Source organism: Hyphomicrobium sp., assembly GCF_051860585.1.
In the GTDB taxonomy this organism is placed as follows: Bacteria; Pseudomonadota; Alphaproteobacteria; order Rhizobiales; family Hyphomicrobiaceae; genus Hyphomicrobium_C.
Genome location: NZ_JBHYDS010000006.1, coordinates 43,682 through 60,817, shown reverse-complemented (window position 1 = coordinate 60,817; position 17,136 = coordinate 43,682). Strand labels below are relative to the sequence as shown.

At 64.5% G+C, this 17,136-nt stretch carries 14 protein-coding genes; 5 read left to right on the top strand and 9 right to left on the bottom strand.

The genetic code is table 11. The features are described from left to right. Positions 1 to 51 precede the first annotated feature (51 nt). Entirely contained in the window at positions 52 to 612 is a 561-nt protein-coding gene (locus tag ACTIFK_RS11045; RefSeq protein WP_439543122.1) for a F0F1 ATP synthase subunit delta, read from the bottom strand. A 363-nt stretch (positions 613 to 975) separates the two neighbouring features. On the opposite strand from ACTIFK_RS11045, the gene ACTIFK_RS11040 reads away from it, so the two are divergent. Together ACTIFK_RS11040 and ACTIFK_RS11035 are read left to right on the top strand one after the other, a co-directional pair. Beyond that, positions 976 to 1,563: a BA14K family protein gene (locus ACTIFK_RS11040; RefSeq protein ID WP_439543121.1), complete on the top strand. Its 588-nt coding sequence runs from the start codon at positions 976 to 978 to the stop codon at positions 1,561 to 1,563. 194 nt (positions 1,564 to 1,757) lie between these two features. Further along, positions 1,758 to 2,057 carry a hypothetical protein gene (locus ACTIFK_RS11035; RefSeq protein WP_439543120.1) on the top strand — a complete coding sequence of 100 codons (300 nt, stop codon included), beginning with the start codon at positions 1,758 to 1,760 and terminating at the stop codon, positions 2,055 to 2,057. Between the two features lie 11 nt (positions 2,058 to 2,068). On the opposite strand, the gene ACTIFK_RS11030 is transcribed toward ACTIFK_RS11035, so the two are convergent. Continuing rightward, positions 2,069 to 4,294: a primosomal protein N' gene (locus ACTIFK_RS11030; RefSeq protein WP_439543119.1), complete on the bottom strand. Its 2,226-nt coding sequence runs from the start codon at positions 4,292 to 4,294 to the stop codon at positions 2,069 to 2,071. Between the two features lie 228 nt (positions 4,295 to 4,522). On the opposite strand from ACTIFK_RS11030, the gene fsa reads away from it, so the two are divergent. After that, on the top strand, positions 4,523 to 5,176 hold the full coding sequence (gene fsa, locus ACTIFK_RS11025) for a fructose-6-phosphate aldolase (protein ID WP_439543118.1): 654 nt from the start codon (positions 4,523 to 4,525) through the stop codon (positions 5,174 to 5,176). Positions 5,177 to 5,287: 111 nt separating this feature from the next. On the opposite strand, the gene ACTIFK_RS11020 is transcribed toward fsa, so the two are convergent. Further along, on the bottom strand, positions 5,288 to 5,662 hold the full coding sequence (locus tag ACTIFK_RS11020; RefSeq protein ID WP_439543117.1) for an HU family DNA-binding protein: 375 nt from the start codon (positions 5,660 to 5,662) through the stop codon (positions 5,288 to 5,290). 520 nt (positions 5,663 to 6,182) lie between these two features. Here ACTIFK_RS11020 and ACTIFK_RS11015 point away from each other — a divergent pair. Together ACTIFK_RS11015 and ACTIFK_RS11010 are read left to right on the top strand one after the other, a co-directional pair. Continuing rightward, positions 6,183 to 7,151 (top strand): tyrosine recombinase XerC, encoded by a 969-nt coding sequence (locus ACTIFK_RS11015; protein WP_439543116.1) that lies wholly within the window; start codon positions 6,183 to 6,185, stop codon positions 7,149 to 7,151. A 132-nt stretch (positions 7,152 to 7,283) separates the two neighbouring features. Next, complete coding sequence (locus ACTIFK_RS11010) at positions 7,284 to 8,294, top strand: TraB/GumN family protein (RefSeq protein WP_439543115.1); 1,011 nt, start codon at positions 7,284 to 7,286, stop codon at positions 8,292 to 8,294. A gap of 309 nt (positions 8,295 to 8,603) precedes the next feature. Here ACTIFK_RS11010 and lpdA read toward each other — a convergent pair whose 3' ends face one another. The 6 genes from lpdA to sucC form a co-directional block, all read right to left on the bottom strand. Beyond that, positions 8,604 to 10,007 carry a dihydrolipoyl dehydrogenase gene (lpdA, locus tag ACTIFK_RS11005; protein ID WP_439543114.1) on the bottom strand — a complete coding sequence of 468 codons (1,404 nt, stop codon included), beginning with the start codon at positions 10,005 to 10,007 and terminating at the stop codon, positions 8,604 to 8,606. Between the two features lie 61 nt (positions 10,008 to 10,068). Further along, positions 10,069 to 11,379: a 2-oxoglutarate dehydrogenase complex dihydrolipoyllysine-residue succinyltransferase gene (gene odhB / locus ACTIFK_RS11000; protein WP_439543113.1), complete on the bottom strand. Its 1,311-nt coding sequence runs from the start codon at positions 11,377 to 11,379 to the stop codon at positions 10,069 to 10,071. A gap of 63 nt (positions 11,380 to 11,442) precedes the next feature. Continuing rightward, on the bottom strand, positions 11,443 to 14,403 hold the full coding sequence (locus tag ACTIFK_RS10995; protein ID WP_439543112.1) for a 2-oxoglutarate dehydrogenase E1 component: 2,961 nt from the start codon (positions 14,401 to 14,403) through the stop codon (positions 11,443 to 11,445). 171 nt (positions 14,404 to 14,574) lie between these two features. Beyond that, positions 14,575 to 14,838: a hypothetical protein gene (locus tag ACTIFK_RS10990; protein WP_439543111.1), complete on the bottom strand. Its 264-nt coding sequence runs from the start codon at positions 14,836 to 14,838 to the stop codon at positions 14,575 to 14,577. Positions 14,839 to 14,900: 62 nt separating this feature from the next. Continuing rightward, the gene (gene sucD / locus ACTIFK_RS10985) at positions 14,901 to 15,800 is read right to left on the bottom strand and encodes a succinate--CoA ligase subunit alpha (protein ID WP_439543110.1); all 900 of its coding nucleotides are present in this window, start codon (positions 15,798 to 15,800) and stop codon (positions 14,901 to 14,903) included. A 56-nt stretch (positions 15,801 to 15,856) separates the two neighbouring features. After that, positions 15,857 to 17,056, bottom strand: coding sequence for an ADP-forming succinate--CoA ligase subunit beta (gene sucC, locus ACTIFK_RS10980; RefSeq protein WP_439543109.1), 1,200 nt, complete (start codon positions 17,054 to 17,056; stop codon positions 15,857 to 15,859). Positions 17,057 to 17,136 lie beyond the last annotated feature (80 nt).

Sequence of the window (17,136 nt, the reverse complement as noted above, 5' to 3'; positions counted from 1 at the left end):
ATTGACGTACGTGAATCGCGGGGGAGGAAAAGGCGTCGGGCGAACCCGGCGTCAATGGCCTCCCTTGAGCGAAAGACTGAGACTGGCGAGCTTCGTCTTGAGGGACGAATCGACCATCCGGCTGCCGAGCTTCACGACCAGACCGCCGATCAGCGAAGGATCGACCTTGGTTGCGAGCGTCACGTCCTTGCCGACGGCATCCTTGAGAGCGGCCTTGAGAGCCGTGGACTGCGCATCCGTGAGCGGATGAGCGCTCGCCACGACGGCCGTCACTTCGCCGCGAGCCTTGGCAGCCAACTGCTGGAAAGCGCGCGCCATGTCGGGCGCGGCAAACAGGCGCCGGTTGCGAGCCACCAGGCTGAAGAAGTTTTTCGAGAGCGCGCCGGCCCCGGCCTTGTCGAGCACGGCGGACAGCGCACGCGCCTGATCTTCGCCCGCGATGACCGGACTGCGCACCAAGCGCTTCAGATCGGCGCTTTCGTCGTAAAGTTGCTGAAATTTGGCGAGATCCTGCTCGACCTCGGGAACTTTGCTCTGCTCGACCGCGAGATCGAACAATGCGGCTGCATAGCGGCCCGCAACACCGGAAACGATTGGTTGATCTGTCGCCACGTCAAGAAATCTCGCGTGCTCAAGGGGTTGGAGGAAGCCCCGCGGCCGAAGCCACAGCCCTTTTCATGAATCTGGGAAAGCAGACGGGAACAAAAGCCGCGCGGGAACCATGCGCGAACCCCACCTGAAAACCCGCGGTTCTGTATCATGTGCGTCACGGCGCATCAACCGGCGAGGCGCGGGCGAGACGCGGCATTTGCGCGGCCTTTCATCGCTCCGTCGGCGGCCCTCTTGAAATTATAGAGAACCTTGCTCGTCCCGGTGGGATTTCTACGGATGCCACCCCACATATCCGGCATGCCCGCGCCGACGGAAGCGCGGAGACCGAACAAGGACGAAATGACGAACAAGGAGCATAAAGGCATGAGTGGATCGAGGATATTTGCCCTCGCAGCGCTCGTCGCGCTTCCCATGGCCGGCATGACGCCGGCATCGGCTGCGCCTGCGGGCGCGAGCGTGGGTAAAGCCGGCATCGCAATCGGCGCACCGACCGACATCGTGAAGGTCCAAAAAAACATGGGCGGCTTCTCTGCTGGCGGCGGTGGTGGCGGCGGCGGTGGCGGCGGCGGTGGCGGCGGAGGAGGAGGTGGCGGAGGTGGCTGGAAAGGCGGCGGGGGTGGCGGCGGTCCAGCCTTAGGCGGCGGCGGTCGGCCGGGTCGGCCCGGCGGTTATCCTGGTCCTGGTCATGGTCCTGGTTATGGCCACGGTCATGGCAATCACGGCCACCATCATCGCCATCGGCCGCGCTGGTACGGCGTCCCGTACTATTCCGACTACGGCTACTACGACGGTTATTACGACGACGACTATTACGACAATGGCGGCGGATACGTCGACAGTGGCGACGCCGTCGCGCGCTGCGCATCCCGTTATCGCTCGTTCGACGCCCGCACGGGAACGTACAATCCCGGCGGCGGCAGGCCACGCCGGCTTTGCCCCTACCTGAGATAGCGGAGCGAACCACTTCCAACACGACACGAAAAAAGCCGCGCTCTCCAGCGCGGCTTTTTTTTGTTCCCGGAAGGTAACGAATATGAACGTAAGCTGCACGCGCCATTCAGGGCGAGTTCAGCGCGCCCCCGATAACGTGCTCTCCAAAGTGCCCGAAGACCTCGGCACCTGGATCAGTTGGAAGGGGAATAAAGATGACCATCAAGAAATTCGCCACCTCCGCAGCCGTCATGGCCGGCCTTATCGCGGCCAGCATGGCCCCGCTTACGACCGCTGCAAGCGCGCACGGTAGCTGGAACAAGGGCTACGGCCCAGGATACGGCGCCCACTACAACAACGGCCCGCGCCACTTCCACAATCATGGCGGCCCGCGTTACGGCAACGGCTACGGTTATGGCTACAAGCGCCACCACCACGGCCGGGACGTCGCTAAGGGCCTCGCGATCGGCCTCGGCGTTCTCGCGGTCGGCTCGATCCTGGCGCACGGCCGCTAAGAGAGGCAGCCCTACAGAAAGTTGTAGGGATCGATATCGACGGTGAGGCGCAAGTCCCCTCCGATTTTGGGAAGCGCCTCACCCCACGCCCTGAGATAGGCCTGAATATTCCTGTCTCGGGGCGCTTTCACGAGCAACCGCCAGCGATGCCGCCCGCGCACGACCGAGATCGGCGCCTCGGCGGGGCCCAGCACTTCGATCTGGTCTGCGCGCGGTGCCCGCCGCGCCACTTCGCGCGCGAACTTTTCCGCCAGATCCCTGTCGCGCGCCGAAATTACGAGCGCCGCCAATCGGCCGAACGGCGGCAGCATTCCGCGCCGGCGCATGTCGATCTCGCGATCGAGAAACGCTTCCCGGTCGCCGAGAATGATCGATTCCATCACGGGATGCTCGGGCATGTGTGTCTGAATGAACCCGCGTCCCTTGGTCAGCGCGCGCCCCGCGCGTCCCGTCACCTGATGCAGGAGCTGGAACGTGCGTTCGCCCGCGCGCGGATCCGCCCCCATCGACAACCCCAGATCGCCGTCGACGATGCCGACCGTCGCGAGCAGCGGAAAGTTATGCCCCTTGGCGACGATCTGCGTCCCGATGATGATGTCCACCTCCCCGCTCTCGATGGAGCCGATGATGCGGCGCATCTCCTCGAGGCCCGGAATGAGATCCGACGACAGCAGCGCCAGGCGCGCCTCCGGAAATCGCTCGCGAACCTCTTCCGCCACGCGCTCCACGCCCGGCCCGCACGCCACAAGCGAGCCCTCCTCGCCGCACTTTGGGCAGGTCTCCGGCATCGGCAGCGAGAACCCGCAATGGTGGCAGTTGAGCTTGCGGCGGAAGCGGTGCTCGACAAGCCACGCCGTGCATTGCGGACACTCGAAGCGATGGCCGCAGCTCCGGCACAGCGTCAGCGGCGCATAGCCCCGCCGGTTGAGAAACAGCAGAGATTGCTGGCGATCGCCAAGCGTTTCCTTCAGCGCATCGACCAGCACGGGTGACAGCCACTGGCCCTTTTCAGGCGGGTGCGTACGCATGTCGATCGGCGTGATCTCGGGCAGATCCGCGCCCGTGAATCGTCCCGGCAGCAAAATGTGCCGATAGCGTCCCGTGCGTGCGTTGACGTGACTTTCGATCGACGGCGTCGCCGACGCAAGAATGACCGGAAATTTGCCGAGGCTGCCGCGCACGACGCTGAGATCGCGTCCCTGGTAGTGCACGCGGTCGTCCTGCTTGAAGCCGGGGTCGTGCTCCTCGTCGACGATCACGAGGCCGAGGTCGCTGTACGGCAGGAACAGCGCCGAACGCGCGCCGACCACGACGCGTGCTTCCCCTGTCGCCGCCGCCCGCCAGACGCGCCCGCGCTCGGCCCCGGACAGGGCCGAATGCCATTCCGCCGGCAGGCACCCGAAGCGCGCGACGAACCGGCTCATGAACTGACCCGTCAGCGCGATCTCCGGCAGCATGATCATCGCCTGCTTGCCGCGCCGCAGCGTCTCGGCCACCGCTTCGAAATAGACCTCGGTCTTGCCGGACCCCGTCACGCCGTCGAGCAGCGACACGGAATACCCGCCGCCGTGAACCGACGACACGAGCGCGTGCACCGCTTGCGTCTGCGCCTGCGTGAAGTCCGTGACGCGGTGATCGGGATCGGGCTCGGGAAAGCGCCGTTCCGGGATCGCCACCTCGACGAGGTTGCCCGACGCGACGAGCCCGTCCACGACGCCCGTGCTGCACTTCGCTTCCGCCGCGAGCGCCGATTTCGCGCGGATCATGCCGTCACGCGCGAGATCGAGCGCGCGCTGGCGCGCTGGCGTCATGCGGGCGGGCTCCCCGGCATCCGGCACGATCCTGACCCCGAACCTTGGTTTCACCGGTTCGAAGGCGGCCTGCGCGCTCATCATCATGCGCGCCACCATGCCGAGCGGCGTCAGGGTGTAGCCCGCGATCCATTCGGCGAACCTGAGCGAGATCAGCGGCAGCGCCGGCACGTCCAGCCGTTCGGCGAGCGCCTTCATCTTCTTGGGATCGACCGCCCGCGCTTCACCCGCGGCGACGTCCCACACGACCCCGATCCGGGTCTGCGCGCCGAACGGCACCAGCACGAAACAGCCCGGCTCGATTTCGAGACCCTCGGGCACGAAGTAATCGTAGGTCTGATCGAGTGGCGCACCGGGCATCAGCACCGGTACGGTTGCCCGCGCCGCGTTTTCACCCTTTTCATTAAGGCCAAGAAGGCTATCCAAGTGTCCCGCTGCCGGATTAGAAGCTATCAAACGATGTCATCCGCGATGCTGCGTCCGGAAAGCGATGCCGGTTTCCGTTCGACGCACAAACAAGAAAGACAGAGTTGGGGCGGTCTGACGGCCGCACCCCCATGTTCGCATAGATGAGATGTTCGCACAGATGAGCCCACGCAGTTGAGCTCGCACATATGAGGATGCCCCGCACGGGGGCAGCACAAAGGGCCGAGAATGAAGTTCTTCGTCGATACAGCCGATGTCAATGAGATCAAGGAGCTGGCCGCCACCGGATTGCTGGACGGCGTGACCACGAACCCATCGCTGATTGCAAAATCCGGCCGCGATTTCAAGGAAACGATTGCCGAGATCTGCGCCGTGCTGCCGGGCCCCGTCTCGGCCGAAGTCGCCGCGACCGACTACGACGGCATGATGAGAGAAGCGCACATCCTGCGCAAGATCGCCAAAAACGTGACCATCAAAGTCCCGCTCACCCTCGATGGCCTCAAGGCCTGCAAGGCGCTGACGTCCGACGGCACGATGGTCAATGTCACACTGTGCTTTTCGGCCAATCAGGCCCTGCTGGCCGCGAAGGCCGGCGCCACGTTCGTCTCGCCGTTCATCGGCCGCCTGGATGATATCGGCCTGAACGGCATGGATGTCATTCGCGAGATCCGGGCCATCTACGACAACTATCAGGATCTGGAGACGGACATTCTGGCCGCCTCCATCCGGACGGTGAACCACGTCAAGGAAGCCGCCCTGATCGGCGCCGACGTCGCGACCGTACCGCCGTCGATCCTGAAGGCGCTCGTCAAGCATCCGCTGACGGACTCGGGCCTCGCGCAGTTCGTCGCCGACTGGAAGAAAACCGGCCAGACGATCTAACCGTCTCCCTCTCCCCGCGAGCGGGGAGAGAGGAACGCGCCCAAACGAACAAGGCGAGCGGCCGTTCGACGGACCACTCGCCTTTTCCATGCAAACCGGGCTTTTTCACCCTTAGATCTGCTCTTTGAGATCCTTGGCGGCGCGGAAAGCCACCTTCTTGCTGGCCTTGATCTTGATGGATTCGCCGGTCGCCGGGTTGCGGCCCATGCGAGCCGGACGCTTGCGAACCTGCAGGATGCCGAGGCCGCCGATGCGGATCCGGTCGCCCTTCTTGAGATGCTTGGTGATCAGCGCGACCACGTCCTCGAGCACGGCGTTGGCCTGCTTCTTCGGAATGTCGTGCGTCTCCGAAAGCGCAATGCCGATGTGGCGCAGCGTGACGGTGTTGGCAGGCTTCGTTGCAGTCTTTGCAGCGGTCTTCACAGCGGTCTTGGACGCTGTCTTCGCTGCCGGCTTAGGGGCAGCCTTGGTGACGGTTTTAGCCATGGGATGTTTCCTCAGAAAAAAGAATCAATGACCGCGAAAAGATACAATAAGAATTAGCTTCCGCGGCTACGGATATAAAAAGCCTGCGCTTTTTTGCCCTAGACTTAGGAGTTTCGGTCACGCTTGCACGCGCAACGGAGCACGCAACCCTGCCAATCAGACCGATTGTGATGTGATGAGTGAGGGACAAGCATCGAAGTTGCATAGCATCGGCGCACGTATCCGCGCAATCGAGAGGCACGCAAAAAAGTGCGATTCGCCTTGAAAAATGGGCATTGCCGTCACATCGCGACCGCCGCGTTGCCCCTCCTATGAATGCGAGACCTGCAAGAAACTGCTGAAAACAGGGCACTTCCTGTCGCTCCCCTGCACTCTCTGCAGCGCCTCCAGGAGGTGTAGCCGCGCGCAATACAGCGTCCGTACCCAGCGCTCACACATTCGCAGGTGTGCGAAAACACCCAAATCACATACGTTTCTTTTACCTCTAGGCCCCGATGCTCAAGGCCCGGTGCTCAAGCTAATGACTCGTGACATGCCCAATCTCGAAGACCTGCTCGATGCCGACGGAGAGCTGCCGCTTTCCGCGGATTTCTTCGACGCGGCTTCCGCCTGGCTCGATCACCTGACGCACGAGCGCAATCACTCGCCCGCAACCCGCACCGCCTACGAGCGTGATCTCCGCCAGTTCGCGGGCTTTCTGGCGCGCGACCTCGGCCACCCGCCCTGCCTCTCCGACCTCGCGCGTCTCGACGTCAAAACCGTGCGCCGCTTCCTGGCCGCACGCCGCCGCGGCGGCGTCACCAGCCGCTCGCTCTCGCGCAGTCTCTCGGCCCTGCGCACCTTCTATCGTTGGCTCGAAGCCACCGGCCGCGTCGCCAATCGAGCCATGGCGCAAATGACGATGCCGCGCATCCCCCATTCGCTACCGAAGCCGCTGACAGTCGACAAAGCCAAAGCCCTCGTCGAAGGCGAAAGCGACGGCGACGACTGGATCCGCGCCCGCGACGTCGCCGTCATGCTGCTACTCTACGGCGCCGGGCTTCGCATCTCGGAAGCCCTCGGCCTCGCCCGCCGCGACGCTCCGCTTCCCGGCCGCGACGTGCTGCGCATCACTGGCAAGGGCGGCAAGGAGCGCCTCGTGCCGGTTCTGCCGGTCACGCAACGCGCCGTCGAACGCTACCTCGCGCTCTGCCCCTATCCGCGCGAAGCGGACGACGCTCTATTCGTCGGCGCGAAGGGAGGGCCGCTGTCCCCGCGTCTCATCCAACTCGCCATCGCGCGCTTGCGTGACGTGCTGACGTTGCCGGAAACCGCAACGCCCCACGCGCTGCGCCACTCGTTCGCGACACATCTGCTTTCGGCGGGCGCCGACCTCCGCCAGATCCAGGAGCTGCTGGGCCACGCCTCGCTCTCGACCACGCAGGTCTATACCGAGGTCGATCGCGAGCGCATCCTCGCCGTCTACGACACGGCCCACCCCCGCGCCTGAAGCGACAGACAGCAATCCCGCCGTTGCCGTTCTCTCCCGTAAAGCTCGGGAACCAGGAAGAACCTTTCTGATCCGCTTGTCTTGTCGGCCGCGTTAAAACCGGCAACTCTGCTGACGAGCAAGGCGAGACCGATGCGCGCAAGAGCAAGATACATCCCCCTGGCTTTGATCGCGGCTCTGCTTGCGATCCCGATCCCGCAATCCCGCGCCGAAGCGGCCGGCGCACCCCGCTGCAACGGCTTCAACATGCTCGACAAGCTCGCCGCCACCGACCCCGGCCTTCACGACCGCATCGTCACCAATGCGGCAAAGATCGAGAACGGCAACGCCGTGCTCTGGAAGATCGAGCGTGCCGGCCACGCGCCGTCGTATCTCTTCGGCACGGTCCATCTCTCGGATGCGCGCGTCGCCATGAGCAAAGCCGCGCAAGAGGCCCTCGCGACCGCACGCGCCGTCGTCATCGAGAATTCGGACCTGTCCCCCGAGGCGTCGGCCAATGCCTACCGGGCTGCCGCGAAATCTGCCCTCTTCGACAACGGCCAGACGCTCGACAAGCTCCTGAGCAAGACCGAATTCGACAAGCTGCGGCGCTCCTTGAACGGCACCCCGGAGTCACTCCGGCCCTACCGCCCGTGGATCGTATCCCTGATGCTGACCGGCTCGGAATGCGAACGCCAGCGCGTGAGTAATGGGGACCTCGTCCTCGACATGGCGGTTGCCAATCACGCAAAGACCAACGGCATACCGCTCGCCGGTTTGGAAACGACTCAGGAGCAGCTCGAAGCCCTGGCCTCGATTCCGGATAACGAGCAGGCCGGCATGCTGCGCGCCAATCTCTCCCTCGTCGACGAATCCGAAAACCTCATGGAAACGATGGTGCAGGTCTATCTCGCGCGCCGCGTCGGGGCGTTGTGGGATCTGCAGATCGCGCTTGCGGAGAAGGCGGGCGTATCGGCCCAGGACTTCGCCTCCTTCGAGCAGACGATCATCGTCGAGCGGAACCGCAGGATGCGCGACCGATCGCTGCCTCACCTTGAAAAGGGCGGCGCGTTCGTTGCCGTCGGCGCGCTGCATCTGCCCGGCAGGACCGGACTGGTCTCCCTGCTGCGCGAGGCGGGCTACACCGTAACAGCCATCGAGTAACATCCGTTACCCGTGCGCGGATTACGCGAAGTGTAAAGCGGTTCGCCGTGAACCGGCTCAAAGCCAAAGCTACGGAAAACTCCGATCATACGGAATCGCAGCGCTTCCCCCTCCCCCTTTTGCGGGGAGGGGTTAGGGGTGGGGGGAAGTACATAACTCACGCTTATTCGCTGGCTTCACCCCTCCCCGCGCATTCGCGCGACCCTCCCCGTCAAGGGGAGGGTCAACAAGCAGAAGCCGCGTCTGTGCAAAGCCGTATGATCAAAAATGCGATTTGAAGACGAGCGAACAAGCACTAGCGAGCACCCCTCACATGTGGATCGCGCGCTTGCCGACGGCCATCGCCGCTTCCTTGACGGCTTCGGACAGCGTCGGATGCGCGTGGCACGTCCGCGCCAGATCTTCCGCCGAGCCGCTGAACTCCATGATCACCGCCGCTTCCGCGATCAGCTCGCTGGCGTTGGCGCCGATGATGTGCACGCCGAGGATCCGGTCGGTCTCGGCGTCCGCGAGCACCTTGACGAAGCCGTCCGTCGTCCGGTTGGCCTTGGCACGGCCGTTGGCAATGAACGGGAACTTTCCGACCGTGTAGGCCACCTCGGCCGCCTTCAGCTCTTCCTCCGTCTTGCCGACGGACGCGACTTCCGGCGTCGTGTAGATCACGTTCGGAATGACGTCGTGGTTCACCTGACCCGCTTGGCCCGCCAGGATTTCAGCAACCGCGATGCCTTCGTCTTCCGCCTTATGTGCCAGCATCGGTCCCGCGATCACGTCGCCGATGGCATAGATGCCGGTCACATTGGTCTCGAACTGCCCGTTGACGGCGATGCGCTTGCGGTTGTCGCGCACCACGCCGAGCTCATCGAGACCCAGCCCGTCCGTAAAGGGCACGCGGCCGATGGCGACCAGCACGACATCCGTCTCGATCTTGTCCTGCGCGCCACCCTGGGCGGGCTCCAGCGTTACGCTAAGGCCTTTGCCCGTGCGCCCGATGGCCGACACCTTCGTGCCGAGCCGGAAGGTCAGGCCTTGCCTGATGAAGATCTTTTCGAGCGACTTGGCGATCTCGCTGTCCATGCCGGGCAGAATGCGGTCGAGATATTCCACCACGGTCACGTGCGCGCCGAGCCGCCGCCACACCGACCCCAACTCGAGCCCGATCACGCCCGCGCCGACGACCAGCAGCCGTTCCGGCACCTCGGCCAGCGACAGCCCACCGGTCGAGGAGATGATCCGCGTCTCGTCGAACTCGATGCCGGGCAGCCGCGCCACATCCGAGCCCGTGGCGATGACGATCGAATGCGCCTCGAGCGTCTGCCGCGATCCGTCCTCGGCCGTCACCTCCACGCGGCCCGCCGCAAGGATGCGGCCCGCGCCATGGAAGGCCGTGATCTTGTTTTTCTTGAGCAGGAACGCGACGCCGTCGACGTTGCCCTTGATGGCCTCGTCCTTGAACGCGAGCATGCGGCCGAGATCGAGCTCGGGCGAAACCTTGATGCCCATGCGGGCGAATCCGTGCCCCGCTTCCTCGTAAAGCTCCGAGGCATGCAGCAACGCCTTCGACGGAATGCACCCGACATTGAGGCACGTTCCCCCATGCGTGGCGCGCTTCTCGACGATGGCCGTCTTGAGACCGAGCTGCGCGGCGCGAATGGCGCACACATAGCCGCCGGGTCCACTGCCGATGACAATAAGATCGAAGGTATCAGCCATCGTGAGAACCTTTCGGAATCCCCTCTCCCCATCGCAAGCGCAGGGCGATGGGGCGAGGGAGCTAAAGCTCCAGAATGAACCGCTGCGGATCTTCCAGGCATTCCTTCACGCGCACCAGGAACGTCACCGCCTCCTTGCCGTCGACGAGACGGTGATCGTAGGAGAGCGCGAGGTACATCATCGGACGCGCCACGATCTGCCCATCCTTGACGATCGGCCGCTCCTCGATGCGGTGCATGCCCAGGATGCCGGCCTGCGGCGCATTGAGGATTGGCGTCGACAGCATCGACCCGTAGACGCCGCCGTTGGAGATCGTGAACGTGCCGCCCTGCATGTCGGCGATGCCGAGCTTGCCGTCGCGGGCCCGCTTGCCGAACTCGGCGATCTTGGCTTCGACCTCGGCAATCGACATCTGGTCGGCTTCGCGCAGCACCGGCACGACAAGGCCGCGATCCGTACCGACCGCAACGCCGATGTGATAGTAATTCTTGAAGACGATATCTTCGCCGTCGATCTCGGCGTTCACCGCCGGGATTTCCTTCAAGGCTTGGATACAGGCTTTGACGAAGAAGCCCATGAAGCCGAGCTTCACGCCGTGGCGGCGCTCGAACAGCTCCTTGTACTGCGCCCGCATCGCCATCACGGCGCTCATGTCGACGTCGTTGAACGTCGTCAGCATGGCCGCCGTGTTCTGTGCCTCCTTGAGGCGCAGCGCGATGGTTTGGCGCAGGCGCGTCATGCGCACCCGTTCCTCGCGTCCCTCTTCGCTCACGGCCGCGGGAAGGCGCACATCCGGCTTCACGAACTCGCGCGCCTGCTGCTTGGCCGGCACCTGCGACGGAGCGGGAGCAGGCGGCGCCTGTTCGGCCCGCGCCTCGGCCGCAGCCTTCTGGCCACTCACCGCGCTGGCGACTGAGGCGACCACGTCCTCCTTGAGCACCTGACCGCGCCGGCCCGATCCATTGACGTCGTCAGCGGAAAGACCGGCGTCATCGAGATGCTTGCGCGCCGCGGGGCTCGGCGGAGTTTTCGACGGCGCATGGGCCGGAGCCGCAGGCGCAGCCGGGCGCCCATCCTGGCGCGCCGCCGGTTTGGGCTCCGGCTTGGCGGCTGCCGGTGCGGGCTTTGCTCCGACACCCTCGGCCAGCGCTCCGAGCACCGCACCGATCGCGACCGTCTGGCCCTGCTGCACGAGAATTTCCGACAGCTGTCCCGAGGCGGGCGCCGGCACTTCGACCGTCACCTTGTCGGTCTCAAGCTCCACCAGCGGCTCGTCGGCCTTGACCGCATCGCCCGGCTGCTTGAGCCATTTGCCCACTGTGGCCTCGGCGACCGACTCTCCGAGAGTCGGCACGCGGATCTCGATAGTCATGTGTGTCCAGCCCTTTCAATGCCGGGCGCCGATGCGCCCGGCCTTCCGCACGTCGAGAAATGGTCAGCCCTTGAGAGCATCGGCCACCAGGGCTTTCTGCTCTGCGATATGTTTGCTCATGAGGCCCGTCGCCGTCGACGCCGAAGCGTTGCGGCCCGCGTAGCGCACGCGCCGCCCCGTAGGCGCCACCCGGTCGGCCACCCAATTGATGTTCGGCTCGATGAACGTCCAAGCGCCCATGTTCTTGGGCTCTTCCTGGCACCACACCAGATCCGCGTTCGGGAACCGTCCAAGCTCGTGCAACAGCGCGCGCGCCGGGAACGGATAAAGCTGCTCGACGCGCAGGATATAGATGTCGTGCAGCTCCTCCGCGTCGCGGGCGTCGGCGAGGTCGTAATAGACCTTGCCCGAGCACAGCACGACGCGCTTGATCTCGGCGTCCGTCTTGCGCAGATCGTCCCACAGCACGCGATGAAAGGTCGTTCCCGGGCCCATCTCGTCCAGCCGCGACACGACGCGCTTGTGGCGCAACAGCGACTTCGGCGTCATCAGGATCAGCGGCTTGCGGAAACTGCGGTGCAGTTGCCGCCGCAGGATATGGAAGTAGTTGGACGGCGTCGTGCAGTTCGCGACCTGCCAGTTGTCCTCGGCGCAGAGCTGCAGGAAGCGCTCGAGGCGCGCCGACGAATGCTCGGGCCCCTGCCCCTCGTAGCCATGCGGCAGCAGGCACACGAGCCCGGACATGCGCAGCCACTTGCGCTCACCCGACGAGATGAACTGATCGAACACCACCTGCGCGCCGTTCGCGAAGTCGCCGAACTGCGCTTCCCACGCGACCAGCGCGTTGGGCTCGGCCAGCGAATAGCCATACTCGAAGCCGAGCACCGCCTCTTCGGACAGCATGGAGTTGATGACTTCGAAGTTCGCTTGAGCCGGAGAAATGTGCCGCAGCGGCGTATAACGCCGCTCCGTTTCCTGGTCGATCAGCACCGAGTGGCGTTGCGAGAACGTGCCGCGCTCGCAGTCCTGGCCCGAAAGGCGGACCGGAAAGCCATCCGAAACCAGCGTGCCGAACGCTAAATGCTCGGCCATCGACCAATCGATGCCCTCGCCCTTGGAGATCATCTCGCGCCGCCGCTCGATCAGGCGCGCAATCGTTTTGTGCGCGTTGAAATCCGCCGGGATGACCGTCAGCCGTTTGCCGACCTCACGCAGCGTCTCCATCGAAACGCCGGTGTTGCCGCGCCGCTCGTCGTCATCGGCATGGCCGACGCCGCTCCACCGCCCGTCGAGCCAATCGGCCTTGTTCGGCATGTAGGATTCAGCCGCCGCCAGCTCCGTTTCGAGGAATGAGCGGAACTCGGCCTTCATGCCGTCCACTTCTTCGCCCGTAATGACGCCTTCCTCGATCAGATCCTTCGAGTAGATCTCGACCACGCTCGGATGCTTGCGGATCCGGTCGTACATCAGCGGCTGCGTGAAGGCGGGCTCGTCCGTTTCGTTGTGGCCGAACCGGCGGTAGCAGAACATGTCGATCACGACCGGCTTCTGGAACTTCTGCCGGAACTCGGTGGCGATCTTCGCCACGTGCACCACCGCTTCCGGGTCGTCGCCGTTGACGTGAAAGATCGGAGCTTCGATCACGCGCGCCACGTCCGAGCAGTAGGGCGACGAGCGCGAATGGCGCGGATTGGTCGTGAAACCGATCTGGTTGTTGATGATGAAATGGATCGAGCCGCCCGTGCGATGCCCCTTGAGGCCGGAGAGCCCGAGGCATTCGGCCACCACGCCCTGGCCCGCGAACGCCGCGTCGCCATGGATCAGCAGCGGCAGCACCGGCGTGCGGTCGCCGGCGTCGCATTTGAGCTGATCCTGCTTCGCGCGCACCTTGCCCAGCACCACCGGATCGACGATCTCGAGATGCGAGGGGTTGGCCGTCAGCGAGAGATGCACCGTATTGTCGTCGAACTGACGATCGGAGGACGCGCCGAGATGATATTTGACGTCGCCCGATCCCTCGACGTCGTCCGGTTTCCAGGAGCCGCCTTTGAACTCGTTGAAGATGGCGCGGAAGGGTTTGGACATCACATTCGACAGCACGTTGAGTCGCCCGCGATGCGCCATGCCGATGACGATCTCTTTGACGCCCAGCTGACCGCCGCGCTTGATGATCTGCTCCAGTGCCGGGATCGCCGCCTCGCCGCCGTCGAGGCCGAAGCGCTTGGTGCCGGTGTATTTGACGTCGGCGAAGCGCTCGAACATCTCGCCTTCGATGAGCTTGCGCAGGATCGCCTTCTTGCCCATCTCGGTGAAGCGGATGTCCTTCTCGTCACCTTCGATGCGGTGCTGGATCCACGACTTCTGCGCCGGCGACGTGATGTGCATGAACTGGTAGCCGATCTTGCGGCAGTACGTGCGCCGCAGGATGCGCAGCACCTGCCGGATCGACGCCGTGTCGAGCCCCAGGTACCGGTCCATGAAGATCGGCCGGTCGAGATCGGCCTCCGTGAAGCCGTAGGTCTCCGCCCGCAGCTCCTTGTGCACCCGCCGTTCCGAAAGGCCGAGCGGATCGAGATTGGCCGCCAGATGCCCCATCACGCGGTAGGCGCGGATCAGCATGATCGCGCGCACACTGTCCTGGATGGCGCGGAACGACGCCGCGGGCGTGATGTCGAGCCCGCCGCCGAACGCCTTCGCCTGGATTTTGTCCCGTAGGCCGCGCTCGACCTCGCCGTAGTCGCCGGTCAGCGCTGAGACGAGTTCGGTGGGCGCGCCCTGCAGCCGTTCGAGCGGCAGCCCCCAGGAGGGCTCGCGCGCCGCGCGCTCGTGCAGATGCTCATGCTCGCCATCATGAGAAGTGCGGTCACGCGAATCCCGCATGCTCTCGAAAAACAACCGCCATTCGTCACTGACGGACCCGGGATTCTTTTCGTACTGGCTGTGTAGCTCTTCGATGTACGGCGCATTCACGCCGTTCAAAAACGACGTTCTGCCGAACCGGTCGTTGAGCGCCTGACGTGACATGAATGACCCCGCCTGTGTGAACCCCGCCCTTGCGGGCTATGGCCGTAAATTCTCCCCAGGATTTAGGCGATTCTCTGCGCCTCGCATGACACACTTATGTATAGGCCCGTTCTTAGCCCTTTAGAACTTTCGTCAAAGTCGTCCCCAGCGAAGCGGGGAGTTCGGCCACTCTCACCGCGCCAGGCACACGGACCACACCACCACTCCAATGAGCGCACCGACGATCACCGGCGGCGCGAAGACAGTGAGATAGAAGCTCCCCGCCGGGCCGGCCAATAGCCAAAGCACCATCGCGCCGGCAGCAACGACCGCCGAAGTGCCAATCGCGCCCGCCCGTCCAAACAGCCCGCCCATCCAGACGAAGAGCAGGCCCGACAAAAGCGCGACGACCGACCAGATCAGTACGAACTCCCAGTCGGGAGCGTAGAACTCCATCGTTTCCTTCAATGGACGAGCCTCGGCGCGCCTAGTGACAACCTGTATATCGTCAGACGGGATCAGCCCTTTAGAACTTTCGTCAAAGTCGTCCCCAGCGAAGCGGGGCTGTCGGCAATCGCGATGCCCGCGCGGCGCATCGCATCGACCTTGTCCTCGGCGCGGCCCTGACCGCCGGAAATGATGGCGCCGGCGTGACCCATGCGCCGTCCGGGAGGCGCCGTCATGCCGGCGATGAAGCCGGCCATCGGCTTCTTGCGGCCCTTCTTGGCTTCGCCGATCAGAAAGTCCGCCGCTTCTTCCTCGGCCGACCCGCCGATTTCGCCGATCATGATGATCGAATGCGTTTCGGGATCGGCGAGGAACAGCTCCAGCATGTCGATGAATTCCGTGCCCTTCACGGGATCGCCGCCGATGCCGACCGCCGTCGACTGGCCTAGGCCCGCGTCCGTCGTCTGCTTCACCGCCTCATAAGTAAGAGTGCCGGAGCGCGAAACGATGCCGACCGTGCCCTTGCGGAAGATGTTGCCGGGCATGATGCCGATCTTGCATTCCTTGGGCGTCAGCACGCCGGGGCAGTTCGGCCCGATCAGGCGCGACTTGGAGCCGACGAGCGCCCGCTTCACACGCACCATGTCGAGCACCGGAATACCTTCCGTGATGCAGATGATCAGCGGGATCTCGGCGTCGATCGCTTCCAGAATGGCGTCAGCCGCGAACGGCGGCGGCACGTAGACCGCGCTGGCCGTCGCCCCGGTCTTCGCCTTGGCTTCGAGCACGGTATTGAAAAGCGGCAGGTCCGCCAGCTCCGGATCGGCCGGCTTGGTGCCGCCCTTGCCCGGCGTGACGCCGCCGGCCACCTTCGTGCCGTAGGCCCGCGCCTGCTTGGTGTGGAACGTTCCCTGGCTGCCTGTCAGGCCCTGGCAGATGGTGACAGTCGACTTGTCGACGAGAATGGCCATGTCGTCTCTCTAACCCCGAGTATGTCAAAACGGCAGCCCCGCGCAGCGGGCGGCCTTTAGGCTGCGACCTTGATGGCGGATGTGATCTTGGCTGCGGCGTCTGCGAGATCGTCCGCGGGCACGATCTTGAGGCCGCTCTTGGCCAGGATCTCCTTGCCGAGGTCGACGTTCGTGCCTTCGAGGCGCACGACCAGCGGCACCGTGATGGCCATCTCGCGCGCGGCCGCGACGATGCCTTCCGCGATGATGTCGCAACGCATGATGCCGCCGAAGATGTTGACCAGGATACCCTTCACCGACGGATCGGAGAGGATGATCTTGAACGCCGCCTGCACCTTTTCCTTGGAGGCGCCGCCGCCGACGTCGAGGAAGTTGGCCGGCTCCGCGCCGTAGAGCTTGATGATGTCCATCGTCGCCATGGCCAGGCCCGCGCCGTTGACCATGCAGCCGATCGACCCGTCGAGCTTGATGTAGGACAGCTCATGGCGGGCCGCCTCGATCTCCATCGGATCTTCTTCGTTCTCGTCGCGCAGCGCCATGATGTCGGGATGGCGGAACAGCGCGTTGCTGTCGAAGCTCATCTTGGCGTCGAGCGCGATCAGATGGCCGTCCGTGGTCACGACCAGCGGATTGATCTCGATCAGGCTCACGTCCTTTTCGAGCACCAGCCGATAGAGGCCCTCGATCATCGCCGCGCATTCCTTGATCTGCCCGCCGGTGAGACCCAGCGCGAACGCGATCTTGCGCGAATGGAACGGCTGCAGCCCGGACGCCGGATCGATCGTGAGCTTCAGGATCTTGTCCGGCGTGTCGTGCGCGACCTTCTCGATATCCATGCCGCCTTCGGTCGACGCGATGAACGCGACGCGCGAGCTGGCCCGGTCGACGAGCGCCGAGAGATAGAGTTCGCGCCCGATGCTGGTCGCTTCCGAGAGATAGAGCCGTTGCACGGCGCGCCCCGCCGGGCCCGTCTGGATGGTGACGAGCGTCTTGCCGAGCATCTGCTCCGCGAGCGTGCGCGCTTCGGCGGCCGACTTCGCGAACCGGACGCCGCCCTTCTCGCCGGCTTCCTTCTCCTTGAAGTGCCCCTTGCCGCGTCCGCCGGCATGGATCTGCGCCTTGACGACCTTGACCTCGGTCGCGATCGCACCGGCGATCTTCTCGGCCTCTTCGGGCGAGAACGCAGCCCCGCCGCCCGACGTGGCGACGCCGTATTGCCGGAGAAGGTCTTTAGCCTGGTGTTCGTGGATATTCATGACGGGCGGGATCCCTCTTGGGGTGCTGCAGGTGTCTTGCGCGCAAGGCGGTGAGACAAGAGCACGTCAAATTATGGAGA